The sequence below is a fragment of the Myxococcales bacterium genome, assembly GCA_012517325.1.
Lineage (GTDB): Bacteria > Lernaellota > Lernaellaia > Lernaellales > Lernaellaceae > JAAYVF01.
This window is the reverse complement of the sequence record JAAYVF010000013.1, coordinates 44,175-68,218: the sequence shown is the minus strand read 5'-3', so window position 1 is coordinate 68,218 and position 24,044 is coordinate 44,175. Positions and strand designations below refer to the sequence as shown.

Sequence of the window (24,044 nt, the reverse complement as noted above, 5' to 3'; positions counted from 1 at the left end):
CACCATTTTTTCTCAGGGGGAGGATTTTTTTTGCTCTTGCATCTTCGCCGGAAAAACCATTATGAAAGAAAAGGATTATTCGGGAGAAAATCGTTTCGGACCGTCGAAACGCACTGGAGTCCGATGAGCGAAACGCGACAGCCACCTTTGCTTTTTCAGCAGATAGAACCGGGCATCGTGCTGGCCGGCCGGTATCGGATATTATCGAGCATCGGCAAGGGCGGGATGGGCTTCGTTTACGCCGCGCAGGAGGAAAGCCTCGGCATCAAGCGGATGGTGGCGATCAAGGTGATGCCGCCGCAGATGATGATGGACGAGGGATTGCTGCGGCGTTTTCGCGAAGAGATCAAAATCGCCTCCGGCCTCGATCACCCGAACATCGTGCCGATCTACAGCCTGGGCGAGCACCACGGCGTCTATTTCTACGTGATGAAACTGCTCGACGGCGCGACCGCCTATCAAAAACTGCACAAGGACGGGCCGTTCGCCGAGGCCGAGGTGCGCCGGCTGATCGCCCCGATCGCCCGCGCCCTGCATTACGCGCATTCCAAGGGCGTGATCCATCGCGATGTGAAGAGCAACAATATCCACATCAGCGTGGACGGTTTCCCGACGCTGATGGATTTCGGCATCGCGCGCGGCGCGGAAGCCAGCGAATTGACGTTGCCGGGGCAGGTGGTCGGCACCGCCGAATACATGAGCCCGGAACAATGGTACGGCGAGGTCGACGGGCGCAGCGATATCTACAGCCTGGGGATCGTGCTGTTCGAACTGGCCACCGGGCAATTGCCGTTTCGCAGCAAACACACCTTCGAATTGATGAAGCTGCACCAGGAGGTGCCGGCGCCGTCGCCGCGTTCGGTGGCGCCGCAAATCTCGCCGGCGCTGGAACGGCTGATCCTGAAATGCATCGCCAAGGATCCGGCCGCCCGCTTTGCGACGGCGCAATTGGTGGCCGAGGCGCTGGAAAGCCCGTACGATCCGAACGAGGTGAGCGCGGCGGTCGAAATCGTGGCGCCGGCGGCGGACGGCGGCGAGGCGCCGTTGTCCGGTTCGCATACCCTGCTGCAGGAAAGCCCGGTCGCCGAACTGACCGGCGCGGATAAGAAGGTCTGGCATCTGTGCGTTCAAGCCGACGAGGCCTACGCATCCGGCCAGATCGATGTCGCGATCAAACTGATCGGCAAGGCGGGCAAACTCTCGCCCGACAGCAACCAGGTCGCGACCCGTCGCACCAAGTACACCAAAATGAAGGAACTGACCGAGCAGATCCTCGCGCGGGCACGGAAAAAACTGGCGGACGGGTATCCCAAACAGGCGATCGTCGATTGCGAAAACGTGTTGCGCTGCATTCCCTCGCCATCGGCCGTGGCGCTCATCAATCAAGCGCAGCGGCAGATCGCCGAGGCCGAAAAACTGGTCGAAAAAGCCCAGCAACTGCGCGCCGCCGGAAAAATCAAGGCCTTTACCAAAAGCATCGCCGCCGCCCAGCGGTTGAATGCCGAACTGGAATACACCTCCGGCACCGCGATTCGCCCGCGCCCGCAGCCGGTCAAGGCGCCAAAGCCGGTCAAGAAGAAAACCGGGCCGCCGATTTTCACCCGCGCGCGGGTCATCGGGCTGTCGATTTTTATCGCGGTGGTCGTTTTGGTGCTCGGTATCAAGCCCGGGCTGCTCTACCTGGCGGACAGCCGCTTCATACAAAACACAGAGGATTCCCTCTTCCTATCGCCGGCAAGCGCCTATCAATTGTACAAAATATCGAGCTTTTTGGGCTTCAATGCCGGCCAGGCGGAGGAACGACTGCGGCTGATCCAACTCAAAGCGAAAAACCACTACGTCAATCAGGCCAATCAGGCTGTGCAGTCCAATGACCTGGGACTGGCCGTTGAAATGTTGAATAAGGCTTTGAAGCACGATCCGACCGACGCCAAACTCCGCGATACGTTGGATCTGTTGCAAGCCAAATATCAAGTACAGAAAAGTATTGGAAAATGAAGTATTTTTTACCGCTTCTCTTGTTGGTCTTGTTCGCGTTGTTTCTCGGTTGCGACGGCGACGACGACTCCGATTCAAGTCCGGAGCAGCCTCAAGACGACGACAACGATTCCGCTGGCAGTGGAACTGACGACGATGACGATAACAACGACGATGACAATGACGATGATGACGACGCCAGCCCACCCGAATATCCCGAAACCTGCGCCTCCGGCCCGGCGCTGTCGTTTCAATTGAATTCGACGCCGCGGGTCGTGCCGTTTCCCAACGACTTGTACACCGTGACGGACCCGCTTTCGCCGACCGGACGGCGCGTGCGGATCGATGGGGATACCGCCCGCCCGTTGGGTGACCTGGCGGCCAAGCCCTGGCTGGGTTTTCTGACCGACGCCTACAACGAGTTGACCGGTTTTTCGCCGTTAGCCGATTTCTACCTGCCCGTGGGCGTCGAGCCGGGTGAAACCGGCTTGCCGGCGCCGGACGACCCGGCGGTTACTGACGGCGTATTTCTGATGCTGGACGATCCGGAAAGTCCGCTCGACGGCGAACTGACGCCGCTGGCGGCCGTCTGGCGGGCTCCCGATCTGCATCTGACGCCGTGGTTTCCGTTGCGGGAAAAGACGCATTATTTGCTGGTCGCGACGCGGGCACTGCAACCGAAATCGGCCGGCTGTTACCGGGCATCGTCGAGCATGCGCGATCTCTGGACCGCTTGGGCGACGGATGACGAAACCGGGGATGGGGCGCGCTATTCGCCGATTTTGAAACGGCTGGCGGAGAAAGGTATCCCGCCCGAAAACATTTTGGCGCTGGCCGATTTCACCACCGGTTGGTTCACCCGCGATCTGACACAGGCGCTGGCCGTACTGAACGAAATGGCCGCCGCCGACCCGCCGGCCTTCGCCGACTGGGAAATCGTACCCGACACCGATCCGCGACTCTTCGCGACCGCCCAGGCCACGTTCGAAGTGCCGATTTTCAAGCCGGACGGCGGGGCTTGGCAACTCGACGCCGAGGGCCGGCCGCTGGTGGATCATTACGAAACCGTGCCGGCCTATTTCACGTTGCCGGCGGCGGACGCGAATCCCGACGGTCAGCCGTATCCGATCTTGATTTTCGAGCACGGCCTGTTCAACGACAAACACGAGATGCGGCCGCCGTTCACCACCGAAATCGCCGCGCAAGGGTTCGCGACAGTCGGCATCGACGCGCTCTGCCACGGCGACCGCCTGCCGCCGGGAACGGGTGAAATCGGACAGATCCTTTGTTTTTACGACATTTTCCATCCCCTAGCGTGGCGCGACAACTTCCGGGAAAGCGTGGCCAATCTGATGTGGCTGCGGTTGGCGCTCAACTCGTTGGCCGAGGTCGACCTGGATGAAAACGGAATTCCGGATTTCGACGTCGAACGCGTATACAGCCTGGGCGCCTCTTTCGGATCGATTCTCAACGGCACCCTGGGTTCGGTCGATCCCGACTTCGAGGCGGTCGCCCTGGCGGCGGCCGGGGCCAAATTGACCTCCATCGTGCGCGAGGGCGAGGCGGCCGAGTATTTCGACCTGATCGAAACGATCGAGCAATTGCTGCTGCCGGGCGAGCCGATCACCGATTTCCTGCAACTGGTGTTGTTCGGCATGCTCCAAGCCATTCTGGATCCGGCGGATTCGGCCAACTACTTGAATCACCTGGTTAAAGACCCGTTGCCGTCCATGAACGGCTTCATTCCGCAAGTGATGCAGCAGGGCAGCGCCGACGACGAAACCATCGGTGGCCCGTCGGGAGGTTGGCTGTGCCGGTCGGCGGGGTGGCCGCAGATCGAGCCCGTCGTCTGGGACGCCGGGGTCGGGCAGGTGGCCGCGCCATATTCCGGTTCGGGGTATTACCAGTTCGATACCGAGGAACACACCCTGATTTTCGACGATGACGAACTGGGCATCGCCGCCCGCGAACAGGTCATTCACTACCTGCGTACCCACCTGGACGACGGTGTCGGCGAGATCATCGATCCACTGGCGCAATAATTTGTATTTGATTTATAAATCGATTAGTTGGGCAGACTTCAATTCAACCCGTACAGCACGAAAATGATGATCAGCAGCGCCAGCGCGGCGATGCCGACGGTGACCCAGACGCCGTATTTGGCCAGCCAGGATACGACCGCGGGCGGCTCGGCCGGCAGTTCGGCCGGCGGAGTGTAAGAATCCCCTTTGGTTTCCAGCGGATAGACGAATTTCATCTTCGTGCCGCCCAACACCAGCACGTCTTTGTGATGCAGCGGGTGGGTGTGGACGATCTTGTTATTAAGGATGGAACCGTTGCGGCTGCCTTCATCGGTGAAGATGATGCTGGCGCCGTCCACCTCGACGGTGGCGTGCACGCCGCTGATCATCGGGTCGGCGAGGTGGATGTTGCAATTGCCGCCGCGACCGATGCGGTGTTCGCCGGGCGTCAGCAGAAACTTCTTGCCTTTGTCCGGGCCGTAAATCACTTCCAGGCTCGGGTGAATCTTCAGGTTGATCTTCTTCTGGTAGATGTTTTCGAGCAGTTGCTCCTTGTCGGCGACCATGGTGGTGGCGATCTGGTCGGACGGGGGAGGCATCTGGTCGAGCAGACTATCGAAACTCTGTGTCATATCGCGAAGTTGATCGACCGTCAGCATGGTCGTCAGTTGCAGATTTTCCTCTTCCGGCAGGTCTTCGACGGACCGGAGATAAAATTGGTTCGACCCGATGATGAGCTCGGCGCCGACGGTCACGTCGATCATGTCCTTCACCCGGACATTGTTGACGAATGTGCCGTTGGCCGAATCCTCGTCCTTGATTTTCACCTGGGCGTTCATCACGTACAGGCGGCAATGGTGGCGGGACACGTCTTCATCCTGCAGCACGATATCGCTGCTCGGATCGCGGCCGATGGTCGTTTTCACCTTGACGAGGGGAAAAACCAGCTTGCGGCCTAGGTCGTCGCTGGATTCCAACTGAAACATGGGGTCTCCCTTTGTTTCCGCAATCTCGGGCGGATGGGACCGGTTCGCTCCGCCGATTCAGGCCATCATTCTACAGGCGCGGGATTTTTCACACCCATACCACGAAAAAATAAAACGGAAAATGCCCTTGACAAAAAATGTGCTTTTCATTATTTTCTGCCGCTCCAAGTCTTTCGATAAGGAATGGGCCTATGTATGCATTGATTGAAACCGGCGGACAGCAATTCAAGGTTCAGGAAGGCGACCTCCTGAAAGTCGAGAAACTGGCCGGCGGCGTCGGCGACAAGGTTGAGTTGGATAAGGTCATGATGATTCGCGGCGAGTCCGACACCAAGATCGGCGCTCCCTATCTGGCGGGCGCGAAGGTGATCGGCGAGATCGTCGCCCAGGGCAAGGCGCGCAAGGTCGTGATTTTCAAGTACCGCCGCCGCAAGGGCTTCCAGAAGAAGCGGGGTCATCGGCAACCGTTCACTCAACTGAAAATCGCCCAGATTCTGGGATAAGCGAGGAGAGACGCCATGGCTCACAAGAAAGCGGGCGGCAGCAGTCGGAACGGTCGTGACAGCCAGGGCCGGCGCTACGGCGTGAAAGCCTATGACGGCGAATTGGTCACCGGCGGCACGATCATCATCCGCCAACTCGGAACCCTCATCCATCCGGGATTGAACGTGGGCATGGGCCGCGATTACAGCCTTTTTGCCAAGATTCCCGGCCGCGTGAAGTTCACCCGTTGGGGCAAGGATCGTAAAAAAGCGCACATCATTCCGATCGAAGAGGCGTTGAACGAGACGGCTCCCGTGAAAAATTAGCTAATAAAATCGACATATAACCCAAACGCCGCCTGGCTACGGGCGGCTTTTTTTATGGGGATGGGCCCGCGAGCGATCGCGGTGCAGTGGAGACTTACAATGACACGCAAACCCCGTTGGTTCATGCTGATGTGCCTGATGGGGATTGTCATGTCGCTGGCCACCTGCGGCGAGCAGGGAGACGACGATTCGACCGACGACGACGACGACTCCGATTCGGATGATGACGACACCCTGACCGACGATGATTCGATACCCGCCGATGACGATGATGACAACGACGACGACAACAACGACAACGACAACGACAATGACGACGACACTGTCGCCGACGACGATAACAACAACGATGACAACGACGACAACGACGACAACGACGACGACAGTTTCCCGGCTTGCGAACAATACGCGACGCCGCTGGCCGTCGGCCGCCTCGACTCCGCCGATCTGGACGAGACTTCCGGCATCGCGGTCAGCCTGAAAAATCCCGGCGTGTTATGGGCACATAATGATTCCGGTGACGGCGCGTATCTGTATGCGTTCGATCTGGAGGGCGCGTATCTGGGCCGGGTGACGCTGGCCGGCGTGACCGCGGTGGATTGGGAAGACATGGCGGTCGGTCCGTGCGACGGCGACGAATGCCTGTATGTAGGCGACATCGGCGACAACGGCGCGGGGCGCACGGATTGCGGGGTTTATCGCGCGGTCGAGCCGGAAGTGAACCCGTACGTGCCGTTCGGCGAAATCGCACTGGACAGCTGGGAGCATTTCGCGTTCAGCTATCCGGACGGCCCGCGCGACGCCGAGGCCTTGGCCGTGCACCCCGACGGTTCGGTTTACATCTTCGGCAAGTATCCCGGCGGCACGAGCGCGATGTACGTTTTTCCCGAACTGAATCCGGATGAGCCGGTGGTCCTCGAGCACCTGGGCGATTTGGAGACCGGCGGCGCGCTGGCGATCGTGACGGGGGCCGATATTCATCGCGACGGAACGCGGCTGCTGTTGCGCACCTACATTTCCGTGCTGGAGTGGCGGCTGGCGGCCGGCGAACCGTTCATCAACATTCTGGAAGCCGAACGCCGCAGTCAACCGTTCGGGTTGGAATTGCAGGGCGAGGCGGTGGCCTACGATCCGGCGACCGGCAACTACCTGCACGCCGCGGAAGGCTCACGGTCGATGCTCTATCGCGTCGCTTGCCAAGCGTTTCACTAAAGAAAAACGTTCGGCGGGCGCGGGCTATTTTTTGCCGCCCAGCAACGCCAGCAAATCCTGATGCAGCAGGCCGTTGGTGGCGACCACATCCGGTTGCAGCAGGTTGACCGGCTCACCGGCCAGGTTGGTCACCGTGCCGCCCGCTTCCCGGCAGATGAGAATCCCCGCCGCCACGTCCCAGGGCATCAACGACATTTCCCAGTAGCCGTCCCAACGCCCGGCGGCGGTCCAGCACAGATCCAGCGACGCCACACCGACCCGCCGCACGTCCTGGACTTCCATGAGCACGCGATCGTGCTCGGCCAGGTTGTTGTGCTTCAAGGTGCGGCGCGCGTAGGGAAAACCCGTCGCCAGCATCGCTTCGGACAATTTGTCCGTCCGGCTGACGCGCAACGGCTGACCGTTGAGCGTGGCGCCGAACCCACGGCGGGCGGCGAAGGTCTGCCCCAATTGCGGCGCATGCACGACGCCGACCCGCAACTCGCCGTCCAATACCAGACCCAGACTGACGGCGAAAATCCAGAATCCATGCGCATAGTTGTTGGTGCCGTCGAGCGGATCAACGTACCAACAGCGCGTGTTTTCGCCCTTGACGAACGAGCCTTCCTCGGCGATCACCTCGTCGCCCGGTCGGGCGGCGGTCAGGCGCTTGAAGATCAATTCCTCGGCGGCCTGATCGGCATCGGTGACGAGATTCTTGTCGCCCTTGTGATGGACGGCGGCCTTGCCGAAATGGCTTTGCAGCAATTCGCCGGCTTCGAGGGCGATTTCGAGCGCGAGGGTCAAGTCCGAGATGCTCACGATACCTCCGGAAGGTTGCTCTGCGACGATCGTAACAAAATCCCAGTTTCCCGCAATGACATCTACATCCGGCGAAGGACGCGACGCGGCCGTCCGCTTGCCGCCGGCCGTCGATCCGCGCTAAGTTCACTTGCTTTCGCGGGGAGGAATGAATGACGCGCTTACGGCTGGCGGCCGTTACCGGCGGACAGACGGCGATTACAGCCTGGTGCCTGACGATCGCCGCCGGCCTGGGGCGCGGGCTCTGGCTTTCCCGCGCGGCGGGTTATTGGCGCGAACCATGGACGCGACTGGCCGCGCTGACGATGGCCGAAGCCGCCGAAACCGGGCTGCTGGCCGGGTTCGCGCTCGCCCTGTTGTTGGGCGTTTCGGCGGCCGCGAACGCCGCTTTGTTCCGGCGACGGGCGGCGGGTTTCGCGGCTTCGAGCGGCATGATCGTGGCGGGCGCCGTCGGTTTCGCCGTTCTGCAACGCGGCTTTGCCGCACATTTCGCCGCGTTCCTGCCGGCGGCCTACGCCACCGCGCCGGGCATTTCACCGGAAACGGTCTGGCGGGTCTTCCTACCACCGCTCGTCGAACGGATCGCCACGGCCGATCCCTGGCCGCATTGGCAGACGTTCGTCCTCGGTCTGGGGGGGTTGTTTATCGCCGGTCTGCTTGGCGGCGGCCTGACCGCGTTGATCCTTTCGGTTTTGAAACGTCCGCGGCCGGAAACGATCGCGCTACGGTGGCCGTGGCCGGCCGTGCTGGCCGTGGCGCTCGGCGCCACCGCCGCGACGATGACCCTGCCGTCGTTTGCCAAGAGCGACGGCAAGCATCCGGATGTGATCCTCATCAGCATCGATACGCTGCGGGCCGACAGCGTCGGCGCCTACGGCGCCTCGCCGTCGGTGACTCCCCGGCTCGACGAACTGGCGGCGGGGGCCGATCTTTATCGGCGCGTCTATGCGCCGTCGTCCTGGACGATTCCCAGCCACGCCAGTCTGTTGACCGGCCTGGCGCCTTGGCGCCACGGCGCCGAGACCATGGACGCGCGGCTGCCGGAGGAAATCGTGACCCTGGCAGAGCGGTTCGCCGCCGCGGGCTACGATACCGCCGCGTTCGTCAATTCCTTCCTGCTCAGCCCGCGCTACGGTTTCGGCCAGGGCTTTCGCCGTTACGTGACGATGCCCGAGGAAAGCGGCGCGGCGGTGGCGGACGAGGCGGCGCGCTGGCTGACCGGGCGGAGCGGCCGGCCGGTCTTTTTATTCGTGCATCTGTTCGATCCGCATTGGCCGTACGGCGACCCCGCTTCGTCGCTGCCGGGCGCCGGCGCCAAGGATTTTCACGCCTTCGTCGAACAGGCGCTGCCGACCGGTGAAGCCGATCGAGCCGCCTGGCGCGGGCAATACCTGGCCGATGTGGCACGGGCCGACCGCGCCGCCGGCCGGGTGTTCGACGCCCTGCGCGCCGCCGGTCGCTGGGAAAAGGCCTGGGTGATCGTGACCGGCGATCACGGCGAGGAATTCTGGGAGCACGGTTTTCTGGGCCACGCGATCACCCTCTACGAGGAGGTCTTGCGCGTCCCGCTGCTCGTCAAGCGGCCGGAACAAGCAGCGGCCGCCGCGATCGAGCGCACCGTGTCCTTGCTGGACGTGCCGGCGACCCTGGTGAACGAACTGGCGTTGCCGGGTAAGGCCGACGGGGATGGCTTGCCGCTGACCGTCGACGCCGGCGCGAGTCGCGATTTCCTGGCCGCGTCGAGACTGTGGGGATCGCCGCGTTTCGCCTTGATCCGCGACTGTCGGAAGGGTATAACCGACTACCAATGGCGCTTCGGCGCTTTCGGCGGGGAAAGCCCGCCGCGGTTTTATGATCTGTGTAGCGATCCGGTCGAGTCGGCGAATCTTTATCGGAATTCGTTCAGCGAACAGTGGATGGCCGGCCTGTTTTCCCTGGCCGGTCGTCTGGGCGGAGTATTCTCACCGCAGGCCGCCGAGCCGCGATCGCTAGAAAAAGAACAATTGCGGACGCTGGGATACATTCAATGAGCCGTTCAACTTGGTCTGCCACGGTGGTCAAATTGCTTCCCGCCACGGCGAGTTTCCTGGCCTTCGGAATCCTGTCCGGCGCGGTGGTGGGTTTGATTCAGGGCCTGGTGGATATTTTCCAGTCGGCGGCGTTTCCGTTCGGCCTGACGCGGCTGGCGTTGGAAACGCTATCGCGGGATATCGGCGACTGCCTGGTCTGGGGAGTCATTTCCGGGCTGGTGATCGCGATCTATGGATTTCTATTGATGTTGTTGACCGGCAGCGGTCGGCGGGCCGTGATGACTTTCGGGTTCATGCTGCTGGTGTGGCTGGGCATGCTCGGCATCGGGGCGCTGCGCCTCCTATCCAGCTTGGGCACCAAGTTGCCGTTGCCCTACCAGGAGCAGGTGACGCCGAAAATCTTCTTTTCCCGGTTCATCTGGCCGTTGGTGTCGTTCACCATCGACATTCGCCCCGGCCTGGTGCTGTTCATCCTTTTCCTCAGTCTGGCCATTCCCTTCGGGGTGGGCTTCGGTCTTTACCGGCTGCTGCGCAAACGCCTGCCGGAAACGCCGTTCCGCCGCGTTCCGTCACTCGCCATGACGCGCCGGTCCGCGGTGCCGGTCGCAGTGACGCTGGCGGTGATCCTCGGTCTGGTTCTCTTGCCGTCGCTGCTGGGCCGGCCGAAGGGCGTTCCGAACGTGCTTCTGATCAGCATCGATACGTTACGCGCCGACGGCCTGCATTGTTACGGAAATCCGCGGGCGACCAGCCCGATCATCGACGCGCTGGCCGCCAATGGCGTCAAGTACGAAAATTTCTATTCGATCGCTCCCTGGACGCTGCCGGGCCACGTGTCGATGCTCACCGGCATGCTGACCGACGTGCACGGCACCTATTCGCTGGATCGCACGATCCCGCGGGAAGCGCCGTTGCTCGCCGAAATATTCAAGAATGCGGGCTATCATACCTGGGCCATGACCAGCAATTTCCTGGTCAGCCCGCCCTACGGATTCGGGCGCGGGTTCGACCGCTTCCTCTTCAAGCCCGAAGGCATCGCGGCGGAAGTGACGCGCGGCGCCGCGAGTCTGGTCGATCAGGCCCGCGAACCCTGGTTCGGCTTCGTTCATTATTTCGATCCGCACCTGCCGTATCGGCCGTCCAAGGAATCGCGCGACGAACTGGGCATCTACGGGCCGGACATTCAGAAGGTCCTGGAAACGATGACCCACCTGCTTTACAAGTTCATCGACATTTACCTGCCCTACAACCAGGAAGAAAAGGACGCGGTCCGGTTGCTGTACGACGGCGACGTGCGCGACAGCGACCGGGCGATCGGCGCGTTGTTGAAGTACATCGCCCAAAGGTTCGACGTGAAAAACACCCTGGTGATCGTCACCAGCGACCACGGCGAGGAGTTTTTCGAACACGGCTGGACCGGCCATTCCGTCGAATTGTACGAGGAAAGCCTGCACGTGCCGTTGATCCTGGCCGGCCTCAACCTGCCGCGGGGCGAGGTGCGCACCCAAACGGCGGACCAGCAAATGCTGGCGCCGCTCATTCTTTCCCTGGCCGGCGTGGCCGATCCGCTCCAACGCGACTGGCGCGCCATCGAAGCGCGCGGCGTCGCTTACGGCCACACCAACGCGTTCGGCAATCACCGTTACGCCTGGCGCGACGGAACGTATCGCTTTATGACCGCCGGCGATTACATTTACGGCGATCACCACAACATCCATCCGCCGCTTTTGTTCGACTTCGCCGACCGCGCCGAAAAAACGGACCTGATGAGCGGGCAACCGGAAAAAGCCGCCGAATTGCAGGAAACGATGGAAAAGTTCGTGGGCGAGCAGATCAAAAAATACGGCGCCTGGCATACCGGTTCGATCAGCCTGGACGAAACTCGCCTGCAGCGGTTGAAGGAATTGGGCTACATCAACTGACCGCGCCTACCAATTCTTTTCGAGGATCTCGCAAATCCGCCGGCTGGTCGTGCCGTCGCCATAGGGATTTTTCGCCTGAGCCATGGCTTGATAAGCGGCCGGATCGTCCAACAGGCGGGATGCCTCGGCGACGATGCGGTCGGTCGCGGTGCCGACGAGTCTGACGGTTCCGGCGGTGACGCCCTCGGGCCGTTCGGTGGTTTCCCGCATGACCAGCACCGGCTTGCCCAACCCGGGCGCCTCCTCTTGGATCCCTCCGGAGTCGGTCAGCACCAGATAGGCTTTTTTCAGCAGGTGCACGAACGGTTCGTACGACAGCGGTTCCACCAGGCGGATGTTGTCCAGACCCTGCAGGATTTCGCCGACCGGGCGGCGAACGTTCGGGTTCAGGTGGACCGGATAAACGACGGTATCCCGTGGATTGCGGCGGGCGATTTCGGCCAGGCCGCGGCAGAGATCGCGGAACGGTTCGCCGAAGCTCTCGCGACGGTGAGCCGTCACCAGGATCAACCGTCCCGGCAGGTCGGCCAGTTCCGGGATTTGCCATTCATAGGGACGGGCCGCGACGATTTGCAGCGCATCGATCACGGTATTGCCGGTGACCCAGATCCGATCGGCGGGGAAGCCCTCCGACAGTAGATTGTCCCGGTTCTGTTCGGTGGGCGCGAAATGAAAGTCGGTCAGCACGCTGGTCAGGCGGCGATTGATTTCTTCGGGGAAGGGCGAGTAGCGGTTGTTGGTCCGCAACCCGGCCTCGACATGACCGACTTTGATTTTTCGGCAGAAGGCAGCCTCCGCGGCGGCGAAGGTCGTAGTCGTGTCGCCCTGAACGATGACCAGATCGGGTTTGGCTTCTTCCAGGACGGCTGGGAGACGATCGAAAACGCCGGCGAGTATCTGTTCGAGCGTCTGCCCGGGTTTCATCAGGTTCAGATCATATTCCGGACGAATGGAAAACAGATCCAGAACCTGGTCCAGCATCTGCCGGTGCTGGGCGGTGACGCAGACCAAGGGGGTGAAAGCCGCACGGCGGTTCATTTCCAGCACGAGCGGCGCCAATTTGATGGCTTCCGGACGCGTCCCGAAGACAAATAATGAGCGAATCATCTGGTCTCCAAGCGAATTGAGCAAAATCTGTCAAGTTTTAACACAGCTTTTTGGAAGAAACTATCTAAAAAGACTTGATTTCCATTCTTTTTTTATTTTCATTTTTTTGATACGAAAATTCAAAATTTCTCTTTACAACCATTCGCAGTTGGTATTTAGTTGGTGGCGGCGAAACTATACCATTCAAGCGTTCATGACCTGTTAAGGCTAAATGGAGACTTGTGTGGATTTCTGTTTTAACAATTCGATGATCATCATGGCGGTCATCGTGGTCGTCGTGGTGGCATTGATCTCACTGATCATCCTGGCTCGCGACGTCATCTTGTTTTTATGGCGTCGTCGGGTTCGCAATATGGCCATCGAGAAAAAACGCCGGCACCAGGAATTGCTCGATGAGGAGGATAGAGATCTATGAACGAAACCGGTAAAAAAAATATCGACGTTCGCGAATTGCTCGTCATCCTCGTCGTGGGTCTCATCGCCTCGGTGGTGTTCCTGGAGTGGTTCGACATTAAAACCGGATACCGGCTCGCGTTTTTCATTTCCCTGCCGGTGGTGTTGTTCGCGGTCGCCAAGGGTTTTCGTCATGGTGCCTTGGCGGCGGTTATCGGCGCGGCGATTTACGGCACCAAGCTTCTCTATGGGCAACTTTTCCAGAGCGGGCTGGGCGAAAGCCTGCTGCGCAACGAACTGATCAACATCACAGTGATCGTCGGCAGCGGGTTTGTCGTCGGCCTGGTCATGGAGTTCCTCCATTTCCGTCGCTCGGAACCGTTCCGCGAGGAAGCCACGATCGTCGAGACCTTCGTGCCCGACGAGGAAACCGGCCTCTATAACTTTAAAAGCTTCCGTTGGATGCTGCGTGGCGAAATGCGGCGCGTCAAACGATACAATACTCCACTCTCATTGATCTTCCTGAAAATCGTCAACCTCGACAGTTTCCAAAAGCGTTACGATTACCAACAGGAAATCATGCTCTTCCGAGAAATCGGCCAATTGTTCCGCGGGATGTTGCGCGAGGCCGATTACGTGGGGAAATACAGCGACAATGAAATCGGCGTGGTTTTGCCGGAGACGGGAATCGCGGGTGTAAACGTAGTCTGCGCCCGGTTGGAGGAAAGGATCGCCGATTTGCGAGTTCATGTAAAGAAGAAGTGGGATGAAATCAATCTGGAATTCGAGTACAGTCGCGCGAATTATCCGAAGGACGCCGGCAATCTCGAAGAGCTGATTGACGTCGTCGATTCCCGTTATCAGCAATTGAAATAGTCTTTCGAGGATTGGGACTAACAGCGTGTTAAGGCGATTGGTTTTACCGATAGTTGCATTCTTTTTAGCGGTCTTGGTGGCGCTTTGGCTTCTCCCGCTGAAAGGGATGCTGAGCGGCGGCCGCGCGACGCTGGTCATTTTCGACGAACCCGATCCCGCCCATGTCCAGCAAGACAGCCTGGACGCCCTCATGCTGCGCCAGTTGCTCGGGCATTTCGAAACGGCCGGAATCGACCTGGTCAGCACCGGCGAATACAAAGAAGGCCAGGCGAAAAAATACGACATCATCTTCTACGTCGGCACCAAGGATGACATGACCCTGCCGACCTATCTGCTCGACGACCTGTTTTTCCGCAAGGGCGAACTGATCTGGATCGGGGCGAATCTCGACAGCATGGCGGCGCGGCACAACCTCGAATCCTTCGGCCTGCGTCAGATCGACGATACCGACAATCACCCGACCAACCGGGTTGAATACAAAAAGAAATCGTTGTGGAAGCTCGATACGCATACCTACGCGGTCGAGGTGGTCAACCCGGAAATCGATCAAGTCGTGGCCTGGGCGATCGCCGATCCGAGCGCCAAACCGCCTTCCGGCCACAATGAAATGTACGGTCCGGAAGTGATCCATGCCGGCCAACCGGCCCCGACCGAGGCCGACTTGACGGCGCTGTCCATGCCGCCGCTCGATCCGAAGCTGAACTTCGATATCGAACCGCTGCCGCAACCGACCCCGGAACCGAAGCCCGAAATTTCGAAAGAAGAACGGTTGCCCTGGGTCGTCCGCGGCAAGAAATTCTGGTACGTCGCTTCCAATCCCTTCTCTTACAACGTCGAGGGCGGCGCCTACCTGGCGTTTTGCGACGTGCTGCATGACATGATGTCTTCCGGCATCAAAGAAGCCAAACACCCGGGCTTCGTGCGGCTGGAAGATGTTCATGCCATGCGTAACGGCACCGATTTGATCGCCGCGGCCGACTACCTGCAAAGCAAGAAAGTGCCGTTCTCCTTCACCTTGGTGCCGGTATACGTGAACCCGGCCACCGATCAGACCGTATACCTGAGCAGCTCGCCCGAATTCCTGGAGGTCGTTCGCGGCCTGATCAACCGCGGGGGGACGCCGATCCTCCACGGCTATACGCACCAGCATACCGGCGAATCGGCGGTGGACTACGAGTTCTGGGCCACCGATACCGATGTGCCGATCGCCCAAGGGCCGGAATACGCGGCCGAACGGGCGTTGCGCGGGTTGTCCGAATGCTTCCTGGCCGATATTTTCCCGTTGGCCTGGACCACGCCGCACTATGCCGCCGGGCAGGTCGATTACGAGTCTTTGCACAATTATTTCACCACGGTGGTCGAACGGCGGCAGCCGATCGACAAACTGGGATCCGATCAATTCTTCCCCTACGTGATTTATCGCGACATGCACCAGCAGATCATTCTGCCCGAAAACCTCGGCTATATTCAGCCGGCGGCGGGTCGCGACGCGGCGGCCATCCTGCAAGACGCCGACAACAGCCTGGTGGTGCGCGACGGTTGGGGCAGTTTCTTTTTTCATACCTTCCTCGACCTGCAACTGCTGAAAGACGTCGTCGAAGGCATGGGCAAATTGGGTTACGAATGGGTCGACCTCCGCGATTTCAACAACAAGGTCCGGACCGAAGACACCGTGGCGATCAGCGGCGTGGGGCAGATCGATCTCACCCTGAAAAGCCAATACCTGAAGAGCATGACGCTTGACCTGCACGGCAAACGGACCGACGAGACCTACTCTTTCCGTCCCGTGACCGGCAACGTCAGTCTGTTCGCCTCGACGCACCAGGGCGAAATCCAGGTCTATCAAGGCGCGTACACGGCGCCTCCCTATACGTTTAAAAACATCACCAAGTTCCGGCCGGCCGTTTCGGGCATCACCAACCCGATCGCGATTTTCCTGCTGTTCGTCGGCCTGGCGATCTTGATCGTGTTCCTGGTCATCTGGATCTTCCTCCTCAGCCGTAAGGCGACGCAGGAATTCCGCAACGTCCTGCGCGCCCGGGGAAGGGGGTAAGCGCCGTGCCGTATACCAGTGTTTACATCGACCTGCTCTTTCTGGCGTCGGCGATCGGCATCTGGCTGTTCCTGCTGTTCAACGTCGTGCTGACCTTCTTCGCCTTCATCCATCACTTGAACAGCGAAAAAGAGCGGCAACGACTCTTCCAAGAACCGTTCCCGTTCCCCTTCGTTTCAATCCTGATTCCGGCGCACAACGAAGGCGTGGTCATCCGGCGCACCATCGAAGCGATGCTCGCCTTCAACTATCCACGCGAACGGTACGAGGTCATCGTCGTCAACGACGGTTCGACCGACGAAACGGCGGAGATCGTCGAAAGCATTTCCGAGCGCTACCGGAACGTGAAACTGGTGAACATTCCGCAGGGCGAGGGCGGCAAGGGCAAGAGCCGGGCGCTGAACGTGGGCCTGGAACACGCCATGGGCGACGTCATCAGCATCTTCGACGCCGACAACCGCCCCGAGCCCAACTCGTTGCGCTATCTGGTCGCCAACCTGGTCAACGACCCGAAACTCGGCGCGGTCCTGGGCAAGGTGCGCACGATCAACGCCAAGCAGAACATTCTCACCCGGTTCATCAACATCGAATTTATCTCCTTCCAATGGATCATCCAGGGCGGCCGCTACAAGATCTTCAACCTCGCCACCCTGCCGGGCACGAACTACGTGATCTGGCGCAAGGTGCTCGAGAAAGCCGGCCGTTTCGACGAAGAGGCCATTGCCGAAGACGCCGAGCTGTCGATCCGCCTCTACGAACTGGGCTACCGCATCAAGTTCATCCCCTACGCGGTCACCTGGGAACAGGAACCCCAGCAGCTCAAGGTGTTCATCCGCCAGCGCACCCGCTGGGCCCAGGGCATGCACTACATCATCCGCAAATTCCTGCGCGTCGCGTTCCAGATGAAAAACCGGCGCATCATGGTCGACCTCTTCTACATGTTCAGCCTCTACTACATGTTTTTCATCGCGTTGATCCTCTCCGACGCCATCGCGTTGTTGTCGCTGCTGGGGGTGGTGAAGCTGGGCCTGGTCGGTCCCTTCACCTTCATCTGGTTCCTCGCGGCGATGCTGTTTTTCATGGAACTGCTGATCGCGATCAGCATCGAGGAAGAAGAGAGCTTTACCAACATTGTCTTTTCCTTCCTCATGTACATCACGTATTCCCAGGTGTGGATCGTGGTCGTGTTCCGCGCTTTGTACATGGAATTCCTGCAGTGGCGCCGCGGTTCCGGCACGGTCTGGGACAAAACCGTCCGTTACCGTTTGCGCCAGCAGCAGGAAGACAAACAGGTCAGTCGCGACCGCATGCGGGAATTGCGCGAAGAGGACCTATAAATGCGGCGCGGACGCCTGGTCGCCGGGTTGGTGTTGTTGTCACTGGTCGGCGTGGGAGGCTTGATGGCGTTTCCGTGGGCCATCTCGCCGTCGAAAGCCGAGGAACTGGCGAAGCGGTTCGTGCTGGACCGCATGAGCGGGCCGAACGGCGGCATCCTGACCAACTGCAAGGTCCGGCGGTTGTTGTTGTTCCCGATTTTCGACCCGGCCGATCTGCTGGCCTCGGGCGTGCTGTCCGAAACGATCGGTTTGGCGATGCAATACGCGGTGTTGGCCGATGATCGGCCATTTTTTGATAAGCAATTGCAGTTCGCCCGGCAGAAGATGCTGGGGCCGCAAGGGCTCTTTTACTGGAAGGTCAGTTACGACGGCGAGCTGGTGGCCGGCACGTCGGCGGTGATCGACGATTTGCGCATCGTCGGCGCGGCGTTGCAGGCGGCGGAGAAATGGGGAGACGCCGCCTATCGCAGTTTCGCCGACGATATCGCGGGCAATATTTGGCAATACGAGGTCGTGGGAGGCGTATTGCGCGATTTCCTGAACTGGCGGGATTACGGCGATCCGGTGGTGGCCGACACCCTGCAGTTGTCGTATATCGAAATTCCGACGCTGCGAGCGCTGGCCAAACGCGCCCCGGAATGGCAACCGATTCTGGAACAAACGGGCCGGATCCTGCTCGCCGGGCGGATGGCGTCCGGGCTGTTTTACGAGAACTACAATTTCGCGGAAAAGCGTTACATGGGCGACCAGCAGAACATGATCAACCAGCTCTATTGCGCTCTTTTCGCCGCTGAATTAGAACAGGGCGATCATCCGTTCGCCGAATGGTTGCGCAACCGGTTCGCGGCCGACGGAGTGCTGTACGCGCAGTACGACGGCAGCGGGCAGCCGTTGCAGTTTTTTGAATCGACGAGCGTCTACGCGCTGGCGGCGCGTTACGCATTTCGCATCGGCGATCGGGCGCTGGGCGAGTCGCTGCTCGCCAAATTGCTGGAATTTCAAAACGTCAATCCGATCTCGCCGATGTACGGCGGTTTCAGCGATGACGAGGTTTATAGTTTCGACAATCTGGAGGCGCTGCTGACGTTGCGCCGCTATAACGCGGAGTACAGGTAGTTTCGGGTCGCTGGTGCGCCGCCGCCGGGCGAGCGCGGGGCGCCGGCTATGGTGTTGGGGGTACGGCTATGAACAGACGCTGGATGGCCCTGGCCACCGTGGTTTTGCTGGGATTGGCGCTTGGCGCCGGCCACGCGTGGGCTGGGGCGTATGAAGAGGGCATTTCGCTTTTCAATAAAGGCCAATACCAGGCGGCCGCGGCGCGTTTTCAAGCGGCCCTGGAACAAGATTCGACCAATCTCGAGGCGATGAAACGCCTCGGCGATTGCTACTTCAACCTTTATTCCGAAGAAAAGCCCGAATACGCCAAAATCGCGATCGAAGCCTATCGCAAAGCCGTGGAAGCCGACCCCAAGGATGGCGTCACCCGCCTGCGTCTCGCCCAAATTTATTCGTGGTCCGGTGACACCGAAAACGCCGTCAAACAGTTGGACACCCTGCTGGAAAAGGAACCTGAAAATACCGTAGCGATGACCGAATTGGCCGAAATCTATTCCTGGAAGGCCGATACCTATCCGAAAGCGTTGGAACAGATCGAAAAGGTCTTGCAGAAGGAACCGAAAAACAAGCGCGCCCATTTGATCGCGGCCCGCGTCTACTCGTACAAGAGTGAACACACTCCGGCCTTGAAAAACTACGAGGCCTACCTGGAAATTGATCCGGAAGACGACAAGATCCGGTTGGAATACGCCAACGAATTGTCGATGGCCAAGCGCTTTGACGACGCCATACAGCAGTTCAATTACCTCAGCAGCCGACGCGGCGCCCGCGATCAGAGCCTGCTGGGGCTCGCCCAGGCCTACTACCAGGCTAAACGGTATGCCGACGCCATGGCGGTCACCGATGTCGTGCTGGAAAAAGAACCGAACAACGCGTTCGCCTGGCGGTTGAAGGGCCTCATTCTGGCCGAACAACGCCGCACCACCGAAGCGGCCGAGGCGTTCAACAAGGCCATCGAACTCAATCCGGAAGACATCGACGCCAAGATCTTCCTCGCCCGCAACTACGCGCAGAACGCGGCCACCTATCCCGAGGCGGTCGCCGCGTACCGCGAAGTGCTGAAAAGCCAGCCGGACAACGTGGAAATCCGCACCGAACTGGCCAACATCTACGCCGAATCGAACAACATGCAACTGGCGGTCGAACAATACCGCGACCTGCTGGCCAAGCACCCCGAGGACGTGCAGGTCCGCACCTCCCTGGTGCGCGCGCTGTTGAAGGTCAAGGATTACGACAACGCCATCGCCGAGGCCCGCAACCTGCTGGGCGTGGTGCCCGACGACGTCGATGCCCGGCTGCTCATGGCCGAAACGCTGAGCGCCGCCGGCAAGCACAAGGACGCGTTGGAATTGTACGAGGACATCCTCGACGACAAGCCGACCTATCTGCCGGCGATGATCGGTGTCGGCTGGGCGCATCATCAATACAGCCTGTACCGCCAGGATCAAGGCTCGAAACTACAGGCCGAAATCCAGAAACAGTTCCTGGCCGTCATCGACCGCATCCATTATCTCTACGTCAGCGCCAACGAGGTCTGGCATTTCAACAAGGCCATCAGCCTGCTGACCGACGCGGCCGAGAAATATCCGGATTCGCCGGAACCGCAATTGCGGCTGGCCGATGTCTACGCTCAGCACAAGGCTTACAAAAGCTCGATCGACGCCTACGAAAAAGCGCTGCAAATCGATCCGCGCTGCGTCGACGCCTACCTCGGCATGTCGTGGGTCTACGGGCAGATGGGCAACCCGCAGAAGTCCGTCGACGCCATTCGCCGCGCCGCGCAGATCGATCCGACCAACGCGGAAATCCTCGGCGGGCTCGGCGACGCCTATGCCTACCAGCAAGATGTTTCCCAAGCGATCGAGGCCCTCGAAAAGGCCGTCGCGCTGCGCTTCACCGACCTGGACCTGCACCGCCGCCTCGCTAATTTGTATTCGCAGAACCGCAAGTACTACGAGAAGGCGGTCCGCGAGTGCGATTTCATCCTCGAACGCGACGCCGCCGATGACGACACCCGCCTGCTCAAGGCGCGCGTGCTTTCCTGGAGCGAGAAATACGACGAGGCCCTGGTGGTTTACGAGGAAGTGCTGAAGAACCGGCCCAACGACCAGGATCTCTACCTCGAAACCATGAAGACCAAGGTCTATTCCGGCCGCGCCGACGAAGTGGTCACCGAACTGCGCGACGTGTTGACGCAAAACCCCGACAACATCAACGCGCGGCTCGCCCTGGCCAATGCCTATCAGGTGGCCAACAATTTCGAGCTGGCCGAAAAGGAATACCGCACCGTGTTGCAGGCCGACGCGAAAAACTCGCACGCCCACCTGGGCATCGCGACGATCTACCGCCTGCAGGAACATTACGACCGCGCCGTGGTCGAGTACCGCGAAGTGCTCTCCAGCAACCCCGACAGCGCCGAGGCCTATTACGGCCTGGGCGAAATCGACCGCCGCAACGGCCGGTACGAACGCGCCATCGCCATGCAGAAAAAGGTGCTCGAACTCGATCCGAGCAACCTCAACGCCTTCGCCGAACTGTCCTACAACCACTACCTGATGTCGCGGCGTTACGTCGCCACCACGGGCCAGTATCACCGCGCCTGGTGGTTGCTCAACAACAACTGGGGCGACCTCTACGGCGTCTGGGGCGAGTATCCCGACAACATCCAGCAGATGCAGGCCATCCTGTTGGACGATCCCGGCAATTGCGACCTGCGCTATCTGCTGGGCCAGGAATTGCAAAATCACAACCGCAACAAGGAAGCGGTGGGCGAATACCGCAAGTTGCTGCAATACTGCCCCAACCACATCGGCGGGCGCATCGCCCTGGCCGACATCTTCTCCTACAGCCCGTCGACCTACGCCTGGGCCATCAAGGAAACGCTCGAAATCATCAAGCAGGAACCGGACAATTACGAGGCGCACCTCCGCCTGGCCCGGCTCTATGCCTGGTCGATGCAGTACAACGCGGCGATCAACCAGTACGCCTGGTGCATCAACGCGCGCCCCGACGCCCTCGACGTGCGCAAGGAACTCGCCGAAACCCTGGCCTACGACAAGCGCTACAAAGAAGCGATCAACCAGTATCAGGTCGTCCTGGCGCAGGATCCGACGCAGACCGACGCCCGCATCGAATTGGCCAAGGTGTTCAGCTACGAAAACCGCATGGAAGACGCGATCCGCGAATACGAACTCATTCTGCAGCGCGATCCCAACAACTTCGAAGCCAGCTTCGCCCTGGCCAACCTCTACAGTTGGGACCGGCGGTACTATCACCGGGCGATCGATCTGTACCGCAAGCTGTTCCTCAAGTACCCGAAGAACGTCGAATCGCGCATGGAGTACGCGCGGTTGCTCTACGAGCGGGGCGAGTTCAGCAACGCGGAAGAGGCCTATCGCAACGCGATCCAACTCGAACCAGACAACCTCGACGCGCACCTGATGTTGGGGCGCATTTACATCGCCAAGCACGAAAACGACAAGGCCGCGGCCGAATTCCAGGCCGTGCTGGACGCCAAGGCGGACAACGTCGACGCCCATTACTACCTGGCGCAGATGTACGCCGCCGACGAAAAAACCTGGGATCTGGCGCTGGAACACGCCAATTCCGTGTTGCAGGTCGAGCCGAAAAACGACGAAGTGCGCGAAATGGCCGCACGAATCACTTCCTTCCAGGAAAAATACACCATCGCCGCGCAGCACTACGAAATCCTCGTCGCGAACAACCCGAACGACGACGAATTCCGGTTGCAATACGCGCTCAACCTGTCGTATGCCGAACAGTACAGCGCCGCGCTGGAACAATTCCAGATTTTGGCTCAGAAGAAACCCGAAGACGCCAACATCCGCCTCGAAATGGGCCTGGCCTACAACGCGCTGGGGACGTACAGCGACGCGATCGTGAACCTCGAATACGCGGTGGACCGCGACCCCTGGAACATGCGGGCGCGCAAGGGCCTGGCCAACGCCTACAAGGGCGCGGGCAACATCGACGCGGCGATCGACCAGTACAAGCGCATCGTCGTCGTCGATCCGAAAGACCAGGAAGCGCGCGATTTCCTGAAACTCTACAACATCGAGTACGTCGAGGGCGCGTTCCTCGATCAATGGTTCAACTACCCCGGTAAAACCATGATGGCCGGCGGGCCCGGCACGGGTCCGCCCGGAATGGACGAGGCGGAGCAGCGCTATCGGCTCCGCCTGGCGGAGGAGTTGGCGCTGCACAACCGCTACAAGCGGGCGCGCTACATCTTCGAGAAGCTGGTCAAGGAAAATCCGACCAACATCGGCTATCGCCTGGCTTTGGCGGCCATCTACCTGCAGTCGGGGATGTTCGCCAGCGCCAGGCGCGAATACGAAATCGTTTCGAAAATCGATCCGGACAACGAGGACGCGAAAGCCGGCCTGGCCCGCGTGCGTTACGAGTCGGCGCCGCGCGTCGAGACGACGCTCGGTTGGCGCGAAGCCTGGCGGTTCGACCGCCGGAACAATGAGATTTCGCTCGGCAGCCGGTTCACCTATCTCTTCGGCGATGGCGGCGAAGCGTTTGGTGAAGTGGTTGGAGCGCGGCACAACGAGGATCGTCAAGAATCGATCAACCGGGTTTCGCCCCGCGTCGGTCTGGTCGTCGGCTTGTTCGGCGAGGTTTCGGCGCGCGGCGAATATGGCGTCAACTGCTATTCCGATCTGCCCACCACGCAAAACTGGTTGGGCGCACTCTCAACCAACATCTACGATTACGTGGGCCTGGAAGGCTACGCCTACCGCGACGACATCCAGCAGACGAACGTGGCGATCAGCGAAGGCATCGGCAGCGACAACGTCGGCGGCGTCCTGCGCGTCACGCCGCTGGATCGGATGAACATCCGCGGCGAGTATCGTCACACGTGGGTCGACGGCGGCACGCTGGTCGATCAGAACCAGGCCGACCTGATCAGCGCCGCGCTCGGTTATACCTTCTTCGACGGGCCGTATTTCACGCCCGGCTACATTTACAGCTATCAGACCTTCGACGACGAACTGCCCGGCGTGCTCGGCGTTTATTTCTCGCCGCACGTTTACCAGAGCCACGGCATCTCGCTCGATTTGCGCGACGATGTCCGGCCCAACCTCATCTACACCGTCGGCCTGGTGCCGGCCTACAATATCGTCTCCAGCGAAATCGCCAAGGACGAGGACAACGTCTCGCTCAGCGGCTACGGCAGCCTGGAATGGCAGATCGCCTTGAAGCACCGCCTGACCGTCGGCGGCGGCTTCGGCGCCGACCTCAACAGCAACGACTATTTCGAATACCAGGCGTTCATCAGCTATATGTTCATCTTCGGCAAGCACAAGGGCGAATGGCTGCGCTACCAAGAGCAGCAACAGCCCCAATGACGCCGCGATCCGGCCGGCCGCCGGATTTC

Annotated in this window: 16 protein-coding genes; 13 read left to right on the top strand and 3 right to left on the bottom strand. The window is 60.2% G+C overall.

Annotated elements, in window-relative coordinates; genetic code table 11:
- Window positions 1-123: 123 nt before the first annotated feature.
- Together GX444_03380 and GX444_03375 are read left to right on the top strand one after the other, a co-directional pair.
- A complete protein-coding gene (locus GX444_03380) occupies window positions 124-1,998 on the top strand; it encodes a serine/threonine protein kinase (protein ID NLH47627.1) in 1,875 nt (624 codons plus the stop codon).
- Window positions 1,995-4,019 (top strand): hypothetical protein, encoded by a 2,025-nt coding sequence (locus tag GX444_03375; protein ID NLH47626.1) that lies wholly within the window; start codon window positions 1,995-1,997, stop codon window positions 4,017-4,019. The genes GX444_03380 and GX444_03375 overlap by 4 nt, the downstream gene beginning before the upstream one ends.
- Window positions 4,020-4,057: 38 nt before the next feature.
- Here GX444_03375 and GX444_03370 read toward each other — a convergent pair whose 3' ends face one another.
- Window positions 4,058-4,984, bottom strand: a complete 927-nt coding sequence (locus GX444_03370; GenBank protein ID NLH47625.1) for an FHA domain-containing protein — start codon at window positions 4,982-4,984, stop codon at window positions 4,058-4,060.
- A gap of 191 nt (window positions 4,985-5,175) precedes the next feature.
- On the opposite strand from GX444_03370, the gene rplU reads away from it, so the two are divergent.
- From rplU to GX444_03355, 3 genes are all read left to right on the top strand, one after another.
- Window positions 5,176-5,487 (top strand): 50S ribosomal protein L21, encoded by a 312-nt coding sequence (gene rplU, locus GX444_03365; GenBank protein NLH47624.1) that lies wholly within the window; start codon window positions 5,176-5,178, stop codon window positions 5,485-5,487.
- Window positions 5,488-5,502: 15 nt separating this feature from the next.
- Window positions 5,503-5,793, top strand: a complete 291-nt coding sequence (gene rpmA / locus GX444_03360) for a 50S ribosomal protein L27 (protein ID NLH47623.1) — start codon at window positions 5,503-5,505, stop codon at window positions 5,791-5,793.
- A 99-nt stretch (window positions 5,794-5,892) separates the two neighbouring features.
- On the top strand, window positions 5,893-7,005 hold the full coding sequence (locus tag GX444_03355; GenBank protein ID NLH47622.1) for a hypothetical protein: 1,113 nt from the start codon (window positions 5,893-5,895) through the stop codon (window positions 7,003-7,005).
- A 24-nt stretch (window positions 7,006-7,029) separates the two neighbouring features.
- On the opposite strand, the gene GX444_03350 is transcribed toward GX444_03355, so the two are convergent.
- Entirely contained in the window at window positions 7,030-7,806 is a 777-nt protein-coding gene (locus tag GX444_03350; GenBank protein ID NLH47621.1) for an inositol monophosphatase, read from the bottom strand.
- A 152-nt stretch (window positions 7,807-7,958) separates the two neighbouring features.
- On the opposite strand from GX444_03350, the gene GX444_03345 reads away from it, so the two are divergent.
- Window positions 7,959-9,836, top strand: coding sequence for a sulfatase (locus GX444_03345; GenBank protein ID NLH47620.1), 1,878 nt, complete (start codon window positions 7,959-7,961; stop codon window positions 9,834-9,836).
- Window positions 9,833-11,758 carry a sulfatase-like hydrolase/transferase gene (locus GX444_03340; protein NLH47619.1) on the top strand — a complete coding sequence of 642 codons (1,926 nt, stop codon included), beginning with the start codon at window positions 9,833-9,835 and terminating at the stop codon, window positions 11,756-11,758. Before GX444_03345 ends, GX444_03340 begins: the two co-directional genes overlap by 4 nt.
- Window positions 11,759-11,764: 6 nt before the next feature.
- Here GX444_03340 and wecB read toward each other — a convergent pair whose 3' ends face one another.
- Window positions 11,765-12,865: a UDP-N-acetylglucosamine 2-epimerase (non-hydrolyzing) gene (gene wecB, locus GX444_03335; protein NLH47618.1), complete on the bottom strand. Its 1,101-nt coding sequence runs from the start codon at window positions 12,863-12,865 to the stop codon at window positions 11,765-11,767.
- Between the two features lie 223 nt (window positions 12,866-13,088).
- Here wecB and GX444_03330 point away from each other — a divergent pair, with 223 nt between their 5' ends.
- The 6 genes from GX444_03330 (at window position 13,089) to GX444_03305 (ending at window position 24,015) form a co-directional block, all read left to right on the top strand.
- Window positions 13,089-13,280 (top strand): hypothetical protein, encoded by a 192-nt coding sequence (locus tag GX444_03330; GenBank protein ID NLH47617.1) that lies wholly within the window; start codon window positions 13,089-13,091, stop codon window positions 13,278-13,280.
- Window positions 13,277-14,134: a diguanylate cyclase gene (locus tag GX444_03325; GenBank protein ID NLH47616.1), complete on the top strand. Its 858-nt coding sequence runs from the start codon at window positions 13,277-13,279 to the stop codon at window positions 14,132-14,134. The genes GX444_03330 and GX444_03325 overlap by 4 nt, the downstream gene beginning before the upstream one ends.
- A gap of 76 nt (window positions 14,135-14,210) precedes the next feature.
- On the top strand, window positions 14,211-16,187 hold the full coding sequence (locus GX444_03320; protein NLH47615.1) for a DUF2334 domain-containing protein: 1,977 nt from the start codon (window positions 14,211-14,213) through the stop codon (window positions 16,185-16,187).
- 5 nt (window positions 16,188-16,192) lie between these two features.
- A complete protein-coding gene (locus tag GX444_03315; protein NLH47614.1) occupies window positions 16,193-17,524 on the top strand; it encodes a glycosyltransferase family 2 protein in 1,332 nt (443 codons plus the stop codon).
- On the top strand, window positions 17,525-18,640 hold the full coding sequence (locus tag GX444_03310; GenBank protein NLH47613.1) for a hypothetical protein: 1,116 nt from the start codon (window positions 17,525-17,527) through the stop codon (window positions 18,638-18,640).
- A gap of 68 nt (window positions 18,641-18,708) precedes the next feature.
- On the top strand, window positions 18,709-24,015 hold the full coding sequence (locus GX444_03305) for a tetratricopeptide repeat protein (GenBank protein NLH47612.1): 5,307 nt from the start codon (window positions 18,709-18,711) through the stop codon (window positions 24,013-24,015).
- Window positions 24,016-24,044: the final 29 nt, after the last annotated feature.